General features: G+C 46.1%; 19 protein-coding genes, 2 pseudogenes and 2 riboswitches. Of the genes and pseudogenes, 15 read left to right on the forward strand and 6 right to left on the reverse strand.

Annotated elements, in window-relative coordinates; genetic code table 11:
* Positions 1-25: 25 nt before the first annotated feature.
* The 8 genes from ACQCV8_RS15230 (at position 26) to sipW (ACQCV8_RS15265) (ending at position 4913) form a co-directional block, all read left to right on the forward strand.
* Positions 26-622 carry a TasA family protein gene (locus tag ACQCV8_RS15230; RefSeq protein ID WP_426845771.1) on the forward strand — a complete coding sequence of 199 codons (597 nt, stop codon included), beginning with the start codon at positions 26-28 and terminating at the stop codon, positions 620-622.
* A 90-nt stretch (positions 623-712) separates the two neighbouring features.
* Positions 713-1348: an amyloid fiber anchoring/assembly protein TapA gene (tapA, locus tag ACQCV8_RS15235; protein ID WP_426845773.1), complete on the forward strand. Its 636-nt coding sequence runs from the start codon at positions 713-715 to the stop codon at positions 1346-1348.
* A complete protein-coding gene (gene sipW, locus ACQCV8_RS15240; RefSeq protein ID WP_426845774.1) occupies positions 1323-1871 on the forward strand; it encodes a signal peptidase I SipW in 549 nt (182 codons plus the stop codon). The genes tapA and sipW (ACQCV8_RS15240) overlap by 26 nt, the downstream gene beginning before the upstream one ends.
* A 43-nt stretch (positions 1872-1914) precedes the next feature.
* Positions 1915-2214: a DUF5658 family protein gene (locus ACQCV8_RS15245; RefSeq protein ID WP_426845776.1), complete on the forward strand. Its 300-nt coding sequence runs from the start codon at positions 1915-1917 to the stop codon at positions 2212-2214.
* A gap of 11 nt (positions 2215-2225) precedes the next feature.
* Positions 2226-2426, forward strand: coding sequence for a hypothetical protein (locus tag ACQCV8_RS15250; protein ID WP_426845778.1), 201 nt, complete (start codon positions 2226-2228; stop codon positions 2424-2426).
* A 466-nt stretch (positions 2427-2892) separates the two neighbouring features.
* A complete protein-coding gene (locus ACQCV8_RS15255) occupies positions 2893-3489 on the forward strand; it encodes a TasA family protein (protein ID WP_426845780.1) in 597 nt (198 codons plus the stop codon).
* A gap of 114 nt (positions 3490-3603) precedes the next feature.
* Positions 3604-4365, forward strand: coding sequence for a hypothetical protein (locus ACQCV8_RS15260; protein WP_426845782.1), 762 nt, complete (start codon positions 3604-3606; stop codon positions 4363-4365).
* Complete coding sequence (sipW, locus tag ACQCV8_RS15265; RefSeq protein WP_426845784.1) at positions 4362-4913, forward strand: signal peptidase I SipW; 552 nt, start codon at positions 4362-4364, stop codon at positions 4911-4913. The genes ACQCV8_RS15260 and sipW (ACQCV8_RS15265) overlap by 4 nt, the downstream gene beginning before the upstream one ends.
* 31 nt (positions 4914-4944) lie before the next feature.
* Here sipW (ACQCV8_RS15265) and ACQCV8_RS15270 read toward each other — a convergent pair whose 3' ends face one another.
* The 4 genes from ACQCV8_RS15270 to ACQCV8_RS15285 all read right to left on the reverse strand — a co-directional run bounded on the left by ACQCV8_RS15270 (position 4945) and on the right by ACQCV8_RS15285 (position 8298).
* Positions 4945-5280, reverse strand: a complete 336-nt coding sequence (locus tag ACQCV8_RS15270) for a helix-turn-helix domain-containing protein (protein WP_426845786.1) — start codon at positions 5278-5280, stop codon at positions 4945-4947.
* Positions 5281-5370: 90 nt separating this feature from the next.
* Positions 5371-5511 (reverse strand): anti-repressor SinI family protein, encoded by a 141-nt coding sequence (locus ACQCV8_RS15275; protein WP_426845788.1) that lies wholly within the window; start codon positions 5509-5511, stop codon positions 5371-5373.
* Positions 5512-5540: 29 nt separating this feature from the next.
* Positions 5541-5630, reverse strand: a riboswitch (cyclic di-GMP riboswitch).
* 157 nt (positions 5631-5787) lie between these two features.
* A complete protein-coding gene (locus tag ACQCV8_RS15280; RefSeq protein ID WP_426845790.1) occupies positions 5788-6582 on the reverse strand; it encodes a YqhG family protein in 795 nt (264 codons plus the stop codon).
* 15 nt (positions 6583-6597) lie between these two features.
* Positions 6598-8298, reverse strand: coding sequence for a DEAD/DEAH box helicase (locus tag ACQCV8_RS15285; RefSeq protein WP_426845814.1), 1701 nt, complete (start codon positions 8296-8298; stop codon positions 6598-6600).
* 300 nt (positions 8299-8598) lie between these two features.
* A riboswitch (glycine riboswitch) is annotated at positions 8599-8697 on the forward strand.
* Positions 8698-8852: 155 nt separating this feature from the next.
* Between ACQCV8_RS15285 and gcvT the strand changes: the two genes are divergently transcribed.
* Genes gcvT through gcvPB form a run of 3 tightly spaced genes read left to right on the forward strand, consistent with a single transcriptional unit; the run spans position 8853 to position 12788 of the window.
* Positions 8853-9956 carry a glycine cleavage system aminomethyltransferase GcvT gene (gene gcvT / locus ACQCV8_RS15290; RefSeq protein ID WP_426845792.1) on the forward strand — a complete coding sequence of 368 codons (1104 nt, stop codon included), beginning with the start codon at positions 8853-8855 and terminating at the stop codon, positions 9954-9956.
* A 17-nt stretch (positions 9957-9973) separates the two neighbouring features.
* Complete coding sequence (gene gcvPA / locus ACQCV8_RS15295; RefSeq protein ID WP_426845794.1) at positions 9974-11320, forward strand: aminomethyl-transferring glycine dehydrogenase subunit GcvPA; 1347 nt, start codon at positions 9974-9976, stop codon at positions 11318-11320.
* Positions 11313-12788, forward strand: a complete 1476-nt coding sequence (gene gcvPB, locus ACQCV8_RS15300; RefSeq protein ID WP_426845796.1) for an aminomethyl-transferring glycine dehydrogenase subunit GcvPB — start codon at positions 11313-11315, stop codon at positions 12786-12788. Before gcvPA ends, gcvPB begins: the two co-directional genes overlap by 8 nt.
* A 26-nt stretch (positions 12789-12814) precedes the next feature.
* Here gcvPB and ACQCV8_RS15305 read toward each other — a convergent pair whose 3' ends face one another.
* Both ACQCV8_RS15305 and ACQCV8_RS15310 read right to left on the reverse strand, forming a co-directional pair.
* Complete coding sequence (locus ACQCV8_RS15305; protein ID WP_426845798.1) at positions 12815-13261, reverse strand: DUF4385 domain-containing protein; 447 nt, start codon at positions 13259-13261, stop codon at positions 12815-12817.
* A 918-nt stretch (positions 13262-14179) separates the two neighbouring features.
* Positions 14180-14548 (reverse strand): rhodanese-like domain-containing protein, encoded by a 369-nt coding sequence (locus tag ACQCV8_RS15310; protein WP_426845816.1) that lies wholly within the window; start codon positions 14546-14548, stop codon positions 14180-14182.
* 191 nt (positions 14549-14739) lie between these two features.
* On the opposite strand from ACQCV8_RS15310, the gene ACQCV8_RS15315 reads away from it, so the two are divergent.
* The 4 genes and pseudogenes from ACQCV8_RS15315 to tnpA all read left to right on the forward strand — a co-directional run.
* Positions 14740-15576 (forward strand): lipoate--protein ligase family protein, encoded by an 837-nt coding sequence (locus ACQCV8_RS15315; protein ID WP_426845799.1) that lies wholly within the window; start codon positions 14740-14742, stop codon positions 15574-15576.
* Positions 15577-15966: 390 nt separating this feature from the next.
* Positions 15967-16758: pseudogene (locus tag ACQCV8_RS15320) on the forward strand (ribonucleotide reductase N-terminal alpha domain-containing protein); the annotation flags it as partial.
* Between the two features lie 356 nt (positions 16759-17114).
* Positions 17115-18881: pseudogene (locus ACQCV8_RS15325) on the forward strand (vitamin B12-dependent ribonucleotide reductase); the annotation flags it as partial.
* Positions 18882-19287: 406 nt separating this feature from the next.
* The coding region (tnpA, locus tag ACQCV8_RS15330) for an IS200/IS605 family transposase (RefSeq protein ID WP_426845801.1) at positions 19288-19652 on the forward strand (365 nt) is incomplete at its 3' end.

Here is a 19652-nt window from a genome sequence, read left to right on the forward strand (position 1 = left end):
AATCAATTTTTAGGGGGACTTTACAATGAGCATGAAGAAGAAATTGGGATTGGGTCTTGCTTCTGCAGCACTTGGTCTGACATTGGTTGGCGGCGGTACATATGCTTACTTCAGTGATAAAGCAGATGCTAAAGGCACGTTTGCAGCAGGGACTTTAGATTTGGCTGTGGGCCCTGAGGAAATGGTTATTGAACTGGAGAACATGAAGCCCGGTGACTGGGCCACCAGAGCATTTAAGCTTGAAAACAAAGGGACATTGGATATCAAAAAAGTCTTCTTGATGACAGATTATACGGTCATGAATAAGGACGGTGCTGATCAGAACGTTCAGGACCTTGGCAAGCACATCCAAGTTAACTTCCTTTATAATGCAGACAAGCTAAATGATGTCATCTACAGCACAACGCTGAGTGAACTGAAAAAAATGGATCCAAATGCTATCGATAAAAACGTCTTTACTCCAATGATGGAAAAGAAAGGCCTGGCTGCCGGAACGACAGACGACCTTTTCGTTCAATTTGAGTTTGTGGAGAACGACAAAGACCAAAATGAATTCCAGGGTGATGCGCTGGAGCTTAAATGGACGTTTGAAGCACAGCACGGTAAAGGTGAAGAACTGTAACAAGCAGGGTTAGGAGGGCAGGATCTTCCTGTTCTCCTTTCTTCAATTATTCCCATAGAAGAACAGGGGCTGGAGACCATTCGGCGAAAGGTGAATCATCTGTTAAAATGCTCGTTCATTGCCTATTTTCTGATATTATTCCTCACTTACATAACCTCCCCAACAAGTGCTTACTTTACTGACGGGAATGAGCAGTCCATTCAAATCAAGATGGGTTCCTGGTGGGATAAAAGTGAATTAAGCTTTATGGACATTCCGGTAAATGATGCGTTAACGGTTTGCGGAGAGCCTGCTGAGATTAAGGCGCTTATCCAAAATATGGGATTTACGATGCTTGATGGTACGTCCTACAGAATATATATGAACGAAAAAATGATTGAGGATGGAAACCTTCCGGCAGTAAAAACGGGAGAAACGGCTCCTCTTTCAATCAAAGCGGGTGAGGCCGGCACATACAGATTCGAAGTGGATCAACGGCCGGGCTACGGAGGCAATGACAAAGAGACTGCCTCTATAAGCAGCCACCCAGTAGAAGTAAAAGGATGTTCTGTGACAGCGGAAGAAGGTACGGAGCCATTCGATGATGAGTCGGGATTGAAGCAGACGCATGAGCCAGCTTCTGCAGATTTATCCGCTGGACGAGAACCTGCTGCCCGTTCTGAATCTGAAGTAATCACGGATCACGAAGGAGAGATTGCAGATGAAAGCAGTGAAACGAATCGTTAGCCAGCTTATGTCCGCCTTTCTGTTTCTTTTGCTTACAGGCATGATTCTGTTAGTGGTTTCAACAAATGTTTCAGGAGGGGATCCTGAAATTTTCGGATATCAATTTAAAACCGTTTTGTCCGGTTCGATGGAGCCGGGAATTCAGACAGGATCGGTTATTGCGGTTCAGCCAGGCGGCGATATGACACGGTTTGAGCAGGGAGATGTGATTACATTTAAGATGGATGAACAGACTCTTGTTACCCACCGCGTGATTGAACGGAAAACGAGCGGAGAGCATGTGATGTATACAACGAAGGGGGACAATAACCAATCAGCGGATTCATCACCGGTGCTCTCAGAAAACGTTTCAGCCTCTTATACAGGTTTCACAGTTCCGTATATCGGCTATTTAATTGAATATGCTAAGTCTAAAGAAGGAAACGCACTCTTGTTCATTGTTCCCGGATTGCTGCTGATCGGGTACTCCATATTAACTATATGGAAAGCTGTTGCAAGGCTTGAGGAACCTAAGAATGCATAAGCTTCAGCATAACTAATATGCCTTTCAGAAGGAGCTGCTCCCATTGAAGGTTGCTTTCATTTATCTGGCTGTTGTCAATGCCGCAGATCTTTTCATCACTTTAGCCGGGCTGGAGCTGGGCTTTATACAGGAAGCCAATCCTATCATGAGAGGGCTGTATGAATGGAGTCCGGCCGCTTTTATCGGAGTCAAGCTTCTGTTTTCCTTTCTCCTCTTTTTCATGGTCTTTCTCCTCCCAATTAAAACGACGACCCTCCTAAAGGGGGTTACGTACGGAGCGTGTATCCTCTATTCCTTTGTACTGGTCCTTCATTCTACTTGGATTCTTCATGTCACAGTTTAGGAGAGATGGAAATGTTTAAAAAAGTGTGCCCCCGCTGTGCCAAGTCTTCTTACAGCAGCTACAGCGGCGGGGAATGGATATGCCCTTCCTGTTCGAATGATCTTACCTTCCAGCGGGTTCTGAAAGTAAGCGGCCAGCGTAAAATCGCACCGGTTAATGGAAAATACGCACAATCCGAGTCAGATCAGCCTGTCATTTCTCTATATGCATAAAGAAGAACCTGGAAAAGAATCCGGGTTCTTTTTATTTAGGTAGACTCATTCCATTTCAATGCCGAAAGAACCGGACCCATTGGTTCATGGGGTAAAAAATTTTAGTGGAAAACATTGATTTCATGCTTTTTATTAAACCGGGGACTTCAAAAATCATACAAATGGATGAGGTGATTTATTGGTATAAAGAACCTTTTGCCGAATTTAGGCGACTGCTACACTTAAGGAGGAAAGAAGGAAGAATTTTATCCCAAATCATAAATAATTTGTCATAACAGATGAGATGAATTCCTCGCGGTAATATTTGTCGGAATATTTAAACAAAATAGGTGAAAATTAAAAGCTGCACCACCGGTTGAGCCTCTTTGCAAAGGCTGGTTTCATGTTTGGTCCAAAAGAATGGACGAAGGCGTGACAGGGCTTAGGTATAAGAGATCACATACACAGGAAACAGGAGGAATGTAAAATGGGGATCAAGACGAAATTAGGGTTAGGTATTGCTTCAGCAGCATTGGGACTATCGTTGGTCGGCGGGGGTACATATGCTTATTTCAATGACAGAGCAGAGGCAACGAGCTCATTTGCTGCCGGCACACTTGACTTAAATGCGGTTCCGACTGAAGTTGTGAATGTGAAGGACATGGCTCCGGGAGATTATGTAACCCGTACATTCAAGCTGCAAAACGATGGAACGGTCGACATTAAGAAGGTACTTTTGACTACAGATTATACAGTTGTGAACAAAGAAGGCGAAGAAGCTAACACGGAGGACCTAGGCAGCCATATTAAGGTAAACTTCCTTTATAATGCAGACAAGCTGAATGATGTCATTTACAGCACAACCTTGGAAGAATTAAAGGAAATGGATCCTAACGCTGTTTCCAGCAATGTTTTCACACCTCTTTTTGAAAAGAAAAAAGGACTGAAAGCAGGAACGACCGATGACTTGTTCGTCCAGTTTGAATTCGTTGATAATGATGAGGATCAAAATCAGTTCCAAGGCGATTCTCTTCAGCTTAAATGGACATTTGACGGCCGGCAGGGAAAAGGACAAGAGCTATAAGCGCTGAATGGATTCAGGACGATTTTACATAAGCGGGATGAGGCAGCCCCTCTCCCGTTCTGTTTTTGATTAGCGGACAGAGGAAGCACTTAACCTACATGGAAGGTGATACCGGTGGACAAAGAACACAAGAAAAAGAGGGGCGCTGTAAAAACGGCCGGATTCGTATGCGCCGCTTTTCTTGCAGCAGGCGTCTTTTCATCCCCTGTCCAGGCCTACTTCAGCAAGGACAGTCAGCAGACGATCGGAATTCAAATGGGATCATGGTGGGATGGCAGCAAGCTCCGCTATGAACAGACAGAGAATTTGGTATGCGAAACAAAGCAAGTGATTTTCTCCGTAAAAAATAGCGGGTTTGCCATGACTGGCGGCACTGATTACCGCATCTACCTGAATGACGAAGTGATCGAGGAAGGTTCGTTGGAGGAAATCGGAGAAGACAGGTCCGCGCAAATTATGGTTAGCACAGAGGAGCCAGGCACCTATTACGCAAAAATTGCCCAGCGCCCTGGCTATGAGGGAGAAGAAGATAAAACGGTTTGGACGAGCAGCGGGAAAATAACGGCAGCTGCATGCGGGAATCCGGAAATTGAGGATGAACAAGAAGCAAAGCCTGAGACGAAAGATGAAAAGAAAGCAATGCGAGTAAATCCAGAGGCGCAGGATGAAAAGAAAGCAAAGCGAGTAAATCCTGAGCCGCAGGATGACCAGCGGGCAAAGTCTGAAGATCCTGAGACACAGGAGAAACAAGAAGAAATGGCTCAAACATTGCAGCCAAAGGGCGAAAAGGGTACAACCGAAAGTCCGGAACATGAAGATAACAGAGATATACTTCTAGAAGAACAGGCAGAGGATGAAGAAGAGGCCATTCGATGAAGCTTGCCGGCCGGGCATTTTCCATGCTGCTGTTTCTAATCATTGCCGGACTTGCGATAGCCGTTTTTTCATCGAAAGCATCGGGAGGGGAGCCTGAAGTTTTTGGATATCAGCTGAAAACTGTTCTTTCAGGATCGATGGAACCGGGAATTCAAACAGGGTCTGTCATCGCGGTGAAAACGGGCGGTGATATGAATCGCTTTGAAGTGGGGAATGTCATCACATACTGGATGAATGAAAAGGATCTGGCAACCCATAGAATTACCGGAAAAACAATGAGCGGCGGTCAAGCTGTGTACCGAACCAAAGGGGATCACAATCAATCTGAGGACTCAGACCCGGTTCTGGCGCAAAATGTAGTGGCTGAATACACGGGGTCGACCATTCCTTATGCAGGATACATCAGCAGCTATGTACGGTCAAAAGAGGGGAGAGCCCTTCTTGCGATCATACCGGGGATTCTTTTGATTATTTATTCGATATCAACCATTTGGCAGGCAATCCTGAAAATTGAAGAACTTCACCAGCAAAAATCAGACAGTACATAAAATAAACGGCCTGGACAAGTGTCCTGACCGTTTATTTTTTTGGCTGATTAATCCGCCATTTATTAAATTCCAGAAATTCACGAAACTGATCTTTTGTAACTCCTGATTGCATAGCTTCTTTAACAAGTGATGCCCAGTCCTGATCAAGCTGGCTCGCATATGCATCGTCCGTATTTCCGTTCAACAGGGTGTTTACAGAAATACCAAGCACAGCTGAAACCTTCTCCAAAAATTGTACCGATGGATTGGATTGGAGATTACGTTCGATCGAACTCAGATAAGATTTTGCAACGCCTGCTCGGTCTGCTAGTTCAGATAGTGATAGGTTTTTTTCTTTGCGGTATTTGCGAATGCGTTCTCCGATCATAACATCACCTTCCCTTAGTCATTATAGCATATAACGAAGGGTTTTCTTCGGTAAATCGAACAAAATCGACAAAATTTTTTCGACAAACTGTCAGCTGTTTCTTTCATCCTGATTCGTTTGAAGGAAGGTGCGGATGTCTTCTTTGCTTAGTCCCATTTCCAATGCTGCTTTGATTAAATCCTTCCATTCCAAGTCCAAATCCATTTCTTCTTTGACCATAACATTTTCCATCCCTTTTCCTCCTAAAATACGTATGTATTTCAGGCAATCCGGCGATCATCATTGCCTCCGGCAACCTTAGACCCGTGATTTTGCGTCGCTGCCTTTCAGCAGGTTTGCCTTTGTCTGACTGGTGAAAGCTATCATTCCGTCTGAGCTAATACTTTGGTCCATGGCTGGGAAGGTAACCTTTGTACTATGATTATAAATAGCAGGATGGAAAAAAGTTGCCGAAAGCTGTCGAAATTGAAAAATAATTTAATATTCTTGTTTTTTCAGCCGATATTATTAAAAAATTGTTTTTTCGTTCAGGTAAAAAATACCCCCGTTATTGACAGAAATATGTATTCTTGGTTCATATAAGTCTTTCAACGCACCTTTCTCCAGCTCGTACACTTCCGGCTTTTCCTCCATGTCCTCATAAAAATGGTGCAGGAGCATTAAATCAGCATTCCAGCGCTGCTTCGCTTCTTCTGCCCATGTATGGTCATCCTCTGAAATTCTTTGCTCTATATGTGTCCTGATCCTTTGCATCCCGCTTTTAGGCAGGATCAGAGGGGAGAGGGTGAAGCTGAAATCGGGGATGGTCGGTGTCAGAACGAGCTCGTTCAGCCGGTCCTGAAAACCCTCCACCATGGTTCCGCTGATTAAGTGCAGCCCGATGGAATAGACAACGTCCTTTTTCATGTCACATTGATAAGAGACTGTAATATTTATCCCAAGCCACGGATGAAGAGGCTGCTGGCCTTGGATTGCAGCCGATTTTTCATACATACGAGCGAAAGAGCCGAGCTTTTGTGCAGAACGAAAAATCTGATGCAGCCTTGGAGAGCCGAAGTGAATAAATTCAGGTTTTTCACTTTCCGTTTCAGCGTCCCGGTCTGTGAGCAAATGAAGTTTCATCGGGTTGGGCTCTCCGCCGGTTTTCTCCAGGTAATGCCAGTAAAAAGGGCGGTTCATCAGCTCTTTATCCATGTCCGGTGTCAGCTGAATGGCCAGAGACCCGGCACCATTACCGGAGACGTCACAATAATTCGCTTTGAAAAATCTCTCTAGCAATCCATAAATTTGCTGCTGGTTCATGCAGTTCCCTCCTTTTTAAATACCGCCGGATGCTTTTTGTTCCTCTGTTTCCTGCTTGCCGAAATCAAGGATTGAGGTCAGGTTTTCCATTTTGATTTTCATCTCGCCTTCCGTTGATGAGTGAAAGAGGATATCCTGAAGGTGTTCTTCAAAATTTGTGATTTCCAATTTAGCCAGAATTTCATCCAGCTGTCCTATAACCTTTTCAAACAAATCAATCTTTTCATACAGCAGCTTTAGAATATGCTCTTCCACGGTGTTTTTGGTAGACAGGTTGTATATATGAACATCCCGTTCCTGGCCGAGCCGGTGAATACGGCCGATCCGCTGTTCAAGTCTCATCGGGTTCCATGGCAGGTCATAATTAATGATCTGGTTGCAAAACTGCAGATTGATTCCTTCGCCGCCTGCTTCCGTTGCAATCAAAACTTGAATATTTCCTCTGAACAGGTCCTTCATCCAATCTTTTTTCCCCCGCTTAAACCCCCCTCTGAATGGAACAGAGGAAATGCCATGCTGCTTTAAAAACCATTGAAGGTACAATTGAGTTGCTCTGTACTCTGTAAAGATAATAACCTTATCATTGATTTGCTGGATGAGCTCCAGAACTTTTTCAGCTTTGCTGTTTTTAGATACCGCATCCACCGCTTGAAGAAGATCGTGGATCATCGGGGCAGGTATAGGAGACCCTTCATCTTCGCGGCGCTCGAGCATTTTTTTCAGGGTCATATAAACGGCTTCCCGGCTGCTGCAGGCCTCGCGCTGAAGTGTCATGATCGAAAACGTGTTGACGGCTCCTGCCATAGCGGTTTTAACGGATGATAGCTGATCATACAGCTGCTGTTCTGTTTCTGAAAACTGTATGGAGATGGTTTCGACAATCCGCTTCGGCCAGTCAATCCCTGTATCACCGCGCCTGTTGCGCAGCATAACCTTGTTTATAAGCTCCTTAAGATGCTCATGATGCTCGACAGACCGGTTTTTAGCTGAAAAGACTTCCGTAAAATAGGCTTCATTTCCGAGATGACCGGGTTTTAAAAGAGAAACCAGGTTGAAAATTTCCTCAATCCGGTTTTGGATTGGGGTAGCTGTCAGCAAAAGACAATATTTCTTCTTTAAATTCAGGACGAAGTCATAGTTTTTGGTTTTGCTGTTTTTCAGTTTATGAGCTTCATCGATAATCACCAGGTCATACAGCTGGCTTAAAACGATCTCACGATGCGGGCTGCGCTTCGCTGTGTCGATGGAAGAGACGACAACATCACACTGCTCCCATACATAGCTCTTCTTTTGTTCGATGGCCGGAATGTAGAACTTCTGGTTCAATTCCCTGGCCCATTGTGACACGAGGGAGGCAGGGACAAGGATCAGTACTTTTTTGACGAGTCCCCTGATCATGTACTCTTTTAATATCAGACCGGCTTCAATGGTTTTGCCGAGGCCTACTTCATCTGCCAGAATGGCTTTGCCGTTCATCTTTTCGACGACTGTCTTGGCCACTTCCAGCTGGTGGGGCAGCGGCTGGAAGTCAGGAAGATGCTTCGGGGCCTGCAGTCCCTCGAAATCCGGGACGGCGGTATGCTGCTGGATTTCGGAGGATAGCTTAAAAAGCTCCCAGTTGGCCCACGGCCCGTCCGACTCCATCCGATCCATCATTTCCTCCTGCCAGCCGCTGTCGTAATGGATTGGCACATTGAAGGTTGAAAACCTTCTCATCATATTCTCACCAGCTTTCATTAATGTTCACTTTTTGTGACATTTTCATGGTTTATAGATAGTTTAATCACAAGAAACGGGTTATAACCGAATGATTTAATGTTTTATAACTGGAACATTCAGAAAAAATTAGATTGCTCTCCTTTTAAGATGATGGTAGGATGTTAAGTAGTTAGAAAGTTTACAAAATGCTTCATTTTCTGTTAATCCGTTGTCTGCTCCGATGTCCATGTCCGTGCAAACGAGCAGCCATACTATGCTGACTACTAGCTTGCCCATTATTTGGATTAATATGTGCGGATGAGAATAAGGGGAGAGACCGCAGCGGCCAGTGCCGTGTGCGGCGCCGAAGGAGCAAACAACTGTGAATCTCTCAGGCAAAAAGACTCTTATTTGACGCAGCTCTGGAGAGAGTTTACAGCCCGTAAACCGCCAAAGGGGAAAGCCCTGCCGATCAGGGTAAACTTTCAGGTGCCAAGGACAGAGCCCTTCTGAATCATTTCAGGAGAGGTCTGTCCTTTTTTGCCGTTTTTCATCACAGGGGAGGGAATGCATTGACACAGCTGAAAAGAACACCTTTATTTGAATGGTATAAAGAGTCCGGAGGAAAAACGATTGATTTCGGAGGCTGGGAGCTGCCCGTTCAGTTTTCTTCTATTAAAGAGGAGCATCAGGCGGTCAGGACGAAAGCGGGGCTGTTTGATGTTTCTCACATGGGCGAAGTATCCATTAAAGGAAAGGACAGCCTTGCCTTTCTGCAAAAATTAATGACCAACGATGTCTCTGCCTTAAAACCGGGCGGAGCACAGTATACCGCAATGTGCTATGAAAACGGCGGGACAGTGGATGATTTGCTTGTATACAAAAAAGCAGAAGATGATTATTTGGCCGTCATCAATGCATCCAATATCGAGAAGGATCTTGAGTGGATGCTGCAGCACCAATCAGGGGATGTAGAGCTTGTAAATCTTTCCGATGCCACCGCTCTGCTTGCTTTACAGGGACCGCTTGCCGAACAGGTGCTGCAGACTTTAACAGAAGAAAAATTAAGGGATATCAAGTTTTTTAAATTCAGAGAGGATGTTCCGGTTGCCGGGGTTAATGCCCTCGTATCAAGAACCGGCTACACTGGCGAGGATGGCTTTGAGCTCTACTGCAGGTCAGAGGATGCCCCCGTTTTATGGTCAGCAATTCTTAAAGCAGGGAAAGAGGACGGAGTACTTCCATGCGGACTCGGTGCAAGGGACACCCTTCGGTTTGAATCCAATCTGCCACTGTACGGCCAGGAGCTTTCAAAGGATATCACTCCGATTGAGGCTGGAATTGGCTTTGCCGTTAAACCGGGCAAGGAAGCGGATTTTTTCGGCAAGGAAGTGCTGAAAAACCAAAAGGAGAATGGGGCGCCAAGAAAAATGGCAGGGCTTGAAATGCTGGATAAAGGCATCCCGAGGCTTGGATACCCTGTTTTCAAAAATGGAGAAAGGATCGGGGAAGTTACGACCGGCACCCAGTCTCCTACCTTAAAGAAGAATGTAGGCCTTGCCCTTCTTAAAGCTGAGTTCACCGGACTTGAAACAGAAGTAGAAGTGGAAATCCGCGGCAGGCACCTGAGAGCAAAAGTTGTTTCTACACCATTTTATAAGCGTCCTAGAGGATAAAGAGAGGGGATCATGCTATGAAGCACCGTTATTTGCCGATGACGTTACAAGATGAGAAAGAGATGCTGGGTGCTATTGGCGTCCAGACGATTGATGAACTGTTCGAAGATATCCCGGAACAGGTCCGTTTCAGCCGGGAGTATGCGATCAAGCCTGCAAAGTCCGAAACCGAGCTTCTTAGGGAGCTGAGCGGACTTGCTGATAAAAATAAAGACCTCCGCCAAAACGCTTCCTTCTTAGGTGCAGGTGTCTATGACCATTACATGCCAATTGTCGTGGATCATGTCATTTCGCGTTCGGAGTTTTATACGGCCTACACTCCGTATCAGCCTGAAATATCCCAGGGAGAGCTTCAGGCAATCTTTGAATACCAAACGATGATCTGTGAGCTTACCGGGATGGATGTGGCCAATTCCTCTATGTATGACGGAGGGACCGCGCTGGCAGAAGCCGCCATGCTCGCCGCAGGACAGACGAAAAAGAAGAAAATTCTCGTATCAGAAGCCGTAAACCCGGAATCAAAGGATGTTCTCCGCACCTATGCGAAGGGACAATATATTGAAGTCGTTGAAATTCCTGCTCCTGCAGGCGTAACAGACGCATCCGAGCTTGAGAAACAAATGGGTGAGGATGTGGCAGCGGTGCTCTTTCAATATCCGAACTTCTACGGTCAAATTGAACCTTTGAAAGATCTCGAGCAGATTGCCCATCAAGGAAAGAGCATGATGATCGTTTCTTCCAACCCTCTTGCTTTGGGAGTTCTGACTCCTCCCGGCGAGCTAGGCGCGGACATCGTGGTAGGAGATGCCCAAGTATTTGGAATCCCATCTGCCTTTGGGGGACCGCATTGCGGATATTTTGCCGTAAAGAATAAGCTGATGCGCAAGGTGCCGGGAAGGCTTGTCGGGCAGACAGTAGATGAAGAAGGACAGCGTGGATTCGTTCTCACATTGCAGGCGCGCGAACAGCACATCCGCCGCGATAAAGCGACATCCAACATTTGCTCCAATCAGGCGTTAAACGCCCTTGCAGCCTCTGTCGCGATGACAGCGCTTGGGAAAAAAGGCGTGCGTGAAATGGCCGTTCAGAATTTGCAGAAAGCGAATTATGCAAAAAGACGGTTTAAAGAGGCCGGATTTACACTTGCGTTTGAAGGGGCCATTTTTAATGAATTTGCGGTCAAACTGGATATCCCTGTTAAAGAGGCCAACGCCCACCTGATTCAGTCAGGGATCATCGGAGGCTATGACTTGGGATTAACAAATCCAAGCCTGGAGGGGCACATGCTTGTTGCGGTTACAGAGCTTAGAACAAAGACTGAAATCGACCAGCTCGTAAAGGAATTGGGGGATCGCCATGAATAAACAGGATCAAGCACTCATTTTTGAACTAAGCAAGTCCGGAAGAGTCGGATACAGTCTTCCGGAAATGGACATTCCTGCAGAGGATCTGAGCGAACTGCTTCCGGGTGAGTATATCAGGCAAACAGAGCCTGAGCTGCCTGAAGTGTCAGAGCTTGATATCATGCGCCATTACACCGCATTATCGAAACGGAACCATGGAGTGGACTCAGGCTTCTATCCGCTCGGATCCTGCACGATGAAATACAATCCTAAAATTAATGAGAACGTCGCCAGAATGGCTGGTTTCGCCCATATCCACCCGCTTCAGGAAGAGGGAACGGTGCAGGGTGCGATGGAGCTGCTGTATGACTTGCAGGAGCATCTTAAAGAAATCACCGGAATGGATGAAGTAACACTTCAGCCTGCTGCCGGGGCTCATGGAGAATGGACGGGTCTGATGATGATCCGCGCCTACCATGAAGCGAATGGGGACCATAACCGGACGAAAGTGATTGTTCCTGACTCTGCTCATGGGACGAATCCCGCATCTGCCACAGTCGCCGGGTTTGAAACGGTAACCGTCAAGTCCGATGAAACGGGCTTAGTGGATCTTGAAGATTTGCGAAGAGTAGTGGGAGATGACACCGCTGCGTTAATGCTGACAAACCCGAATACACTCGGGCTGTTTGAAGAAAACATTCAGGAAATGGCCGGGATTGTCCATTCGGCAGGCGGAAAGCTTTACTACGACGGGGCGAACCTGAACGCCGTGTTAAGCAAGGCAAGACCAGGGGATATGGGCTTTGATGTCGTCCATTTGAACCTTCATAAAACCTTTACCGGCCCTCATGGGGGCGGAGGTCCGGGATCAGGACCGGTAGGAGTAAAGCAGGATTTAATCCGATTTCTTCCTAAACCGGTGCTTGTAAAAAAAGATGGGGCCTTTCATTTCGATTACAGCCGGCCTGAATCGATTGGCCGGGTAAAACCGTTCTATGGAAACTTCGGCATCAATGTCCGCGCCTATACGTATATCCGAACAATGGGACCCGACGGATTAAAGGCAGTGACAGAGTATGCGGTTTTAAATGCCAACTACATGATGAGAAGGCTGGCTCCACACTTCGACTTGCCCTTTGACAAGCACTGCAAGCATGAATTTGTACTGTCAGGAAAGCGCCAGAAGAAGCTTGGAGTACGTACTCTGGATATAGCCAAACGGCTGCTGGATTTCGGCTACCATCCGCCGACCATCTATTTCCCTTTGAATGTAGAAGAATGCATCATGATTGAGCCGACCGAAACGGAATCAAAGGAAACGCTGGATGCGTTTATTGATGCGATGATTCAAATTGCAAAGGAAGCAGAAGAAAATCCCGAATTGGTGCAGGAAGCCCCTCACACAACCGTAATTAAGAGACTGGACGAGACGCTTGCAGCGAGAAAGCCCGTCCTTAAATACGAAAAAAAAGAAACCGTTCCAGATTGACGGTATAAAAAAGGAGCATCAGGAGTTCAGCCAAACTTCTCCTGATGCTCTTTTTTCATTTTAAGGTACTCTTCATCGGCTCGCACCTGCTTCCACTTTTTTTCAAAGATGGCGGCAGACTCAGCCTTCGTCTCGTCAATTTTCCGATCGTGTATGTTCCCGTCCTTATCATACTTCCGGCCGCCTTTATAATTTGCGTATCTCCGGGAGCGTGTATAGCCCATCTGGAGGAATTTCCGGGCCATGTCCATCCCGGGGAAATCGCCCTTCTTTTTGTATTGAAGATAAAGCTCATAAATTTTCTCCGATGATTCCTTGGCAATCTCAGGGGTTTTAAAGCGCCAATGCGGAAGAATCTCACTTTTATACGGTTCGACCATCAGGACGCCCTGCTCGCCTCGGCCGACCCGGTATTTTTCCGGATTCTTTCTAAAATCGGTGTGCTCAAAATCCATGTCGTAATCAAAAGCCATAGCGGATGCCTCCTTTTCTGGAATTTTACCCTTTTGAGAGAGGCAGAAAACTGGAAGGTGTGCAATGTGGAGGCAGGGCAGGGGAGGAAACAGGAAAAGGCTGACCTTTGCTGTTCATTTAATAGATGGAGTCTGAATAAAGGTCGTTTTATTGGTTTTCACGTCTTTTTGGTACACGATTTCCTCTCGGGGGGCCCGTCAGAATGAATTGCAGCGGAATAGAAGCCTGTTTCTTATAGATTTAAGCGGTTCCGGGACGGGAATGATCCGGATATCGACCGAAATTTTATTATATCGACCTTACTTTTTTTAAATCGACCGTATCTTATCCTATATCGACCGAAAATTTCGTTTATCAGCCGATTGATCGAAGATATCGACTTTTCGACAAAAATTGCTAAATTTCATTGTTCCGATTGAGCGCCAGCTGCCTCTGGCATTAGGACCTGTACAAGGCTGCGTGTGATTCCTCCGGCCCCCGTTGCGTCACAGCACAAAGGGACAGAGGCCGAAAGCTCTCCTTCTTACTCTGCCAGCGCTTTTGATGCTACGGGGACAGAGGAAGACCAGGTGACATAATCGGGGACGGAGGCAGCCTCCGACCCCATTTTTCGGTTTGTTCGGGGTCGGAGCTGAGACTTCGCCATTCCTTGTGCTGCAAGGTTTTGATCACAATGGGGACGGAGGTTTAATGCTTTACCTAAGCGGGGGACGGAGGCAGACCCCCGCTCAGGTAAAGCGGTGCCACCGCTATCACCGTGCATCGAAGCAAGGAACGGAGGCACCTCCCGTAAAAGCAGTTTCAGGTATAAGGTCCAAACCCGGGCAAAGCACCCACCCCCGCCCACTCCCCCAGAAACCCGATACAAAAGGAATGAATAAAGGGCTGGCACCATTTCCGGCGCCAGCCCCTGTGAGTTATTTCTTTTTAATTTTTCCAGTCCATGTACGGAATCCGCCTTTTAGCGTGTAAAGCTCCGTGTGGCCTTTTTTCTTCAGCTGCTGGGCAGCGCGGCCGCTTCTGGACGTATTTTGGCAATATAGATAAACCGGCTGGTCTGCACGGATCTCTTTATGGCGGTGGCGCATTTGTGAAAGGGGAATATTTCGTGCTCCCCAGATGTGGCCGCCTTCAAACTCCTTCGGCTCTCTTACATCAATCAGCTGCGCTTTGCGGTAGCCTGCACGGAATTCTTCTTCCGAAAGAGATTTAAGAATTTTTCGCTGATAAAAAAAGGTGAATAACCCATAGGCTGCGACTCCTGCCAGAAGCACAATCAGTATAATCCATTCCAATGAAACTCGACTCCTTCTTTCTTAAAGAAAATGATTCTTTAAACGATACTTTTAATTATATAAGAGGCTGTCTTAAATGTCACTTCAAAAAAGGCCGGATTTGTTTTCAATCGGGCTTTGATTTGATAGACTTAAAAAGAATCTTTTGAGGCAATGATTAAATGGCTGAAAGAGGGAAGTACATGACCAAAGAAAAATGGAGATTTATAGATTCGGGCAGCTGCTCGCCTTCATTCAATATGGCGTTGGATGAGGCGCTGCTTGATTGGCACAGTGAAGGGAAAATTCCTCCGGTCATTCGTTTTTACGGATGGAATCCGGCGACTCTGTCGATCGGATATTTTCAAAAAGCAGAGAAAGAAATTGATTTTGAAGCGGTTGCGCGCTACGGTCTGGGATTTGTAAGACGGCCTACGGGAGGCAGAGGGGTCCTTCACGACCAGGAACTTACATACAGCGTCATTGTAACGGAAGAGCATCCGGAAATGCCTCATTCGGTTACGGAGGCATACAGGGTTATTTCAGAGGGGATATTGGAAGGCTTCCGGAACCTTGGGCTGGATGCCTATTTTGCGGTACCAAGGACGGAGGAAGAAAAAGAGGGCCTTAAAAATCCGCGATCCTCTGTTTGCTTCGATGCCCCGTCCTGGTACGAGCTTGTTGTAGAGGGACGTAAAGTAGCAGGAAGTGCACAGACCCGCCAAAAAGGGGTTATCCTTCAGCATGGATCCATTCTTTTGGACTTGGATGAGGATAAGCTGTTTGATTTGTTCAAGTATCCGAGTGAGCGGGTTAAGGAGCGGATGCGGAGAAGCTTCAGCAGCAAGGCCGTAGCGGCCAATACACTAAGAGCTCAGCCTGTGACGGTGACGGAGGCACGAACCGCATTCAAGAAGGGCTTTGAAGCCGGTCTGGATATTGAGCTTGAACCGTATGAATTGTCCGAACCGGAAGAAGCCTATGTCAGGAATCTGGCCAAAAGGAAATATGAAAGCGATGATTGGAATTACAGAAGGTAAGCATGCAAAAAGCGGCGTTCCAGCCGCTTTTTCATTTTGGAAGATATTACGTCTGGTTAAGATAGAACAAGTGTTCTATAATGATTGCAGGTTAAATTTTCTAAGCATATAAGAAAAAAATGCTAGCTTTTCCTTATTTTATCAGAAGGTAAAATACCTTGGGGTTTTGCAAACGACAAAATGGTTTAATTTAAAGAGATGATAGCAGACTAGCTTCTGTTTGCTCTGATTTGCTCCTTTTTTTATTTAGTTTTCAATTTGACAAAATGGGGAAAAAGCCAGCTATAATCAATATCTAGTATTGTTCTTAATAATGTATGCACTATATGTTGATTCTTTGGTAGGATCTATGATATTTTTACTAAGTACTAAGAATGAGGAGTTGTTAGAATGCCCGTTTCATTAAAGGAGAAGATGAGTGTGGATGCCGACAAGCTGAATAAGGATATTTCCTTGTTTCCGCAGGTCCATCCGGTGACAGAGGATATGCACATTATGCATAAAGGAGTTTCCCGCCTCGTCATGCTGGACAGATATACGTTTAAGGATACTGAAAAAGTGACTTTGGCAAAAGGTGACTTTGTCGTCCTGACCATTAAAGAGGATCCTAAATTTCCTGCCCGGGGACTCGGCTACATCGTAGAACTTGATTGGCCGGCCAAAACTGCCACGGTTCTTGTGGATGAAGAATACCGGCATTCATTAGATCATCCGGAAGAAGTGGAAAGCGGATTGATTGTCCGTTCTCTTGACGTAATTGAAAAGCCTCTTGAAGTATATTACGAGCAAATCGCTAAACGGAATGCGACAGGCCTTGCTTCCGTGGAGCAAACGGAAGAAAAACGCCAGGAATGGTTTGAAAGGTTTTACCACGAGCTGGTGACCATGAATTTTGTTCCTGCAGGCCGCGTTTTATACGGAGCGGGAGCAGGCACTGACGTAACGTACTTTAACTGCTATGTAATGCCATTTGTCCAGGATTCCCGTGAAGGCATTTCTGAGCACCGCAAACAAGTAATGGAGATCATGAGCCGCGGAGGGGGAGTCGGAACGAACGGGTCTACTCTTCGTCCGAGAAACACCCTAGCCCGGGGAGTAAACGGTAAATCCTCTGGTTCGGTTTCATGGCTCGATGACATTGCCAAATTGACGCATCTTGTAGAGCAGGGTGGGTCACGTCGTTAACAAACTCGGCGACGTAATCTCGCGAATTGCTGGAACCTCCTAAAGCTCAATCAGCTACAACGCAGCCGGCAACGGCAAACGTGAACGCTTGAAAATGATTGGGATACGACAATGGAAAATCAGCAGCGAAGCATCTTTGGAAACGAAGATGAACGTTCAACGACTATTGAAACTTCCTGAATTTTTTCTTTAATACGAACGGAAGAAGTAAACCGCAGCAGCCGGAGACGGTGCTGCGGGGCGCGAGACATGGAAGGATTCCTTCTTAGATGATATAGTCTGATCTCATGTGAAAGCATGAGAGCCTGGCAGAAATGACCCGGCCCCGCTTTTAAAAGCGGAGTAACAATTTGGGAGCACAAATGATTATGCTTGCCGACTGGCATCCGGATATTGTGGAATTCATCATCTCCAAGATGCAGAATCCGCGCATACTTCGTTTTCTGATTGAAAACACAAAGGATGAGTCCATCAAACGGGCAGCGAAGGAGAAGCTGAAATTTACTCCTTTCACCCAGGCTGAGCAGGATATGTACCAGGGCATCGTTAACTACAAAGCCATTCCCGGCAATGGCGGTTTCTCTGATAAAGTTATGAAGGATGCCGAATTAAAGCTTAAAACCGGCGGGCATTACAGCGTACACAACTCTGAGTTTCTTACTGGAGCAAACATCTCAATTTGCCTGACGAATGACTTCATGAACGCTGTAGAACAGGACATGGACTACTCCTTGAGATTCCCTGATGTTGAGAGCTACAGCAAAGAAGAAATGAAGGCCTATAATGAAGAGTGGCACAAATCCGGAGACGTCCGCGAATGGGAAGCTAAAGGCTTCAAAGTCCGCACGTACCGCAAGATCAAAGCGAAAGAGCTCTGGAACCTTGTAAATATCTGTGCAACCTACTCTGCAGAGCCCGGAATTTTCTTCATCGATAACGCGAATGACATGACCAACGCACAGGCCTATGGCCAGAAGGTTGTAGCGACGAACCCATGCGGAGAGCAGCCTCTGGCGCCATTCTCTGTATGCAATCTTGCCGCTGTAAACCTGGCTGAAATGGCGGACAAAGAAACAAAAACGGTTAATTTTGATAAGCTCCGCAAAACGGTGGAGACGGGTGTACGGATGCAGGATAACGTCATCGACGCGACCCCTTATTTCCTTGAAGAAAATAAGAAACAGGCGCTCGGTGAACGCCGTGTTGGACTGGGTGTCATGGGTCTTCACGATTTGCTCATATACTGTGAGACTGAGTATGGAACAGAAGAGGGCAATGAGCTGACTGACAAAGTATTTGAAACGATTGCAGTAACAGCTTACCAGGCATCTGTGGAGCTTGCGAAAGAAAAAGGAAGCTTCCCATTCCTGACCGGTTCAAGAGAGGCTGAAACGGTTGAGCTCCGTGAACGTTTTACGAGAACCGGCTACATGAAGAAAATGCCTGACGGTCTGCGTGAGGAAATCGTGAAATATGGAATCCGCAACTCTCACCTGCTGACTGTGGCTCCGACGGGGTCAACCGGTACGATGGCAGGGGTTTCGACCGGTCTTGAACCATACTTTTCCTTCTCTTATTTCCGAAGCGGAAGATTAGGTAAGTTTATTGAAGTGAAAGCAGACATTGTTCAGGAATATTTAGACCGCCATCCTGAAGCAGATCCTCACAATCTGCCGCACTGGTTTATTTCCGCGATGGAACTTTCTCCTGAAGCACATGCGGATGCACAGTGTGTCATTCAGCGCTGGATCGACAGCTCCATCAGCAAAACGGTCAATGCTCCAAAAGGCTATTCGGTTGAGCAGGTTCAGGGTGTGTATGAGCGCCTTTATAAGGGCGGTGCAAAAGGCGGCACAGTTTACGTGGATGGTAGCCGTGACACTCAGGTGCTGACCCTTAAAGCGGAAGAAAACACATTTGATGAGGAAACAGATGAAGCGCCAAAGGAAAGAGGCAAAGTCGTTCTTGTTGATACCATCAATGCTCTTCAGTCTACTGATGTAACAATCGGGAATGAAGTAGGCAACAAATGTCCGGTCTGCCGTGAAGGCACAGTGGAAGATCTGGGCGGCTGCAACACATGTACAAGCTGTGGTGCTCAGTTGAAGTGCGGATTATAAAATGTTTAAACCAGGCTGCTAAATCAGACAGCCTGGTTTTTTCATGAAGCTGAGCGGATTTTTTCAATAAAATGGAAATGAAGGCAGGTCTGTCTATCCGTAAACCGTACCGCCTTTGCCGGCTGCCCAGAGTGATGCATTTCACTGTGAACCCCCTCCAAAAGCCTTACACACCGCGAAGTTTCCTTGTCACCACATGAAAAAAAGTGTACACTTGTTATGATTTCATTACAGATTTTCCGAACGGGAAAGCCCATTCCTTCAGGTGTGGGATGAAAGTGAGGTCGGATACGGAGTACCACTGAAAACCGTAAGGTTTGTGGTGCTTCAAGTATCCGAAATGTTTTGTTCTTTTTTTTATTGTCGCATTGAATCAGTTTTTAAATAAAACTGATACAATAAACCTATGAATGAATATAGAAGAACAAGTACAACCGTATCATTGCTCAACTATCATTTTGTCTTTTGTCCTCGGTATCGAAGAAAAATATTCCTTCGTACTGATGTAGAGGAACGATTTAAACAGTTGGTACAAGAAGTATGTGAAGAATTGGAAATTGTCATTGTTGCTTTAGAGTGCGATAAAGACCATACGCATATATTTCTTAACGCACTACCAACGCTTAGTCCTGCTGATATTATGGCAAAAATCAAAGGAGTGACTTCTAAAAAGTTGAGAGAGGAATTTCCTCACCTTCAACACTTGCCGAGTCTATGGACACGTTCCTATTTTGTTTCTACCGCAGGAAATGTGTCGAGTGAAACGATAAA

This window comes from Metabacillus sp. 84 (assembly GCF_050107715.1).
In the GTDB taxonomy this organism is placed as follows: domain Bacteria; phylum Bacillota; class Bacilli; order Bacillales; family Bacillaceae; genus Metabacillus_B.

What these genes read in the sequence shown, in the direction of transcription:
- ACQCV8_RS15230 (WP_426845771.1), top strand. Translation starts at nt 26, where the DNA reads ATGAGCATGAAGAAGAAATTGGGATTGGGTCTTGCTTCTGCAGCACTT.
- sipW (WP_426845774.1), top strand. Translation starts at nt 1,323, where the DNA reads ATGAAAGCAGTGAAACGAATCGTTAGCCAGCTTATGTCCGCCTTTCTG.
- ACQCV8_RS15250 (WP_426845778.1), top strand. Translation starts at nt 2,226, where the DNA reads ATGTTTAAAAAAGTGTGCCCCCGCTGTGCCAAGTCTTCTTACAGCAGC.
- ACQCV8_RS15255 (WP_426845780.1), top strand. Translation starts at nt 2,893, where the DNA reads ATGGGGATCAAGACGAAATTAGGGTTAGGTATTGCTTCAGCAGCATTG.
- sipW (WP_426845784.1), top strand. Translation starts at nt 4,362, where the DNA reads ATGAAGCTTGCCGGCCGGGCATTTTCCATGCTGCTGTTTCTAATCATT.
- ACQCV8_RS15270 (WP_426845786.1), bottom strand. Translation starts at nt 5,280, where the DNA reads ATGATCGGAGAACGCATTCGCAAATACCGCAAAGAAAAAAACCTATCA.
- ACQCV8_RS15275 (WP_426845788.1), bottom strand. Translation starts at nt 5,511, where the DNA reads ATGGAAAATGTTATGGTCAAAGAAGAAATGGATTTGGACTTGGAATGG.
- ACQCV8_RS15280 (WP_426845790.1), bottom strand. Translation starts at nt 6,582, where the DNA reads ATGAACCAGCAGCAAATTTATGGATTGCTAGAGAGATTTTTCAAAGCG.
- ACQCV8_RS15285 (WP_426845814.1), bottom strand. Translation starts at nt 8,298, where the DNA reads ATGAGAAGGTTTTCAACCTTCAATGTGCCAATCCATTACGACAGCGGC.
- gcvPA (WP_426845794.1), top strand. Translation starts at nt 9,974, where the DNA reads ATGAAGCACCGTTATTTGCCGATGACGTTACAAGATGAGAAAGAGATG.
- gcvPB (WP_426845796.1), top strand. Translation starts at nt 11,313, where the DNA reads ATGAATAAACAGGATCAAGCACTCATTTTTGAACTAAGCAAGTCCGGA.
- ACQCV8_RS15305 (WP_426845798.1), bottom strand. Translation starts at nt 13,261, where the DNA reads ATGGCTTTTGATTACGACATGGATTTTGAGCACACCGATTTTAGAAAG.
- ACQCV8_RS15315 (WP_426845799.1), top strand. Translation starts at nt 14,740, where the DNA reads ATGACCAAAGAAAAATGGAGATTTATAGATTCGGGCAGCTGCTCGCCT.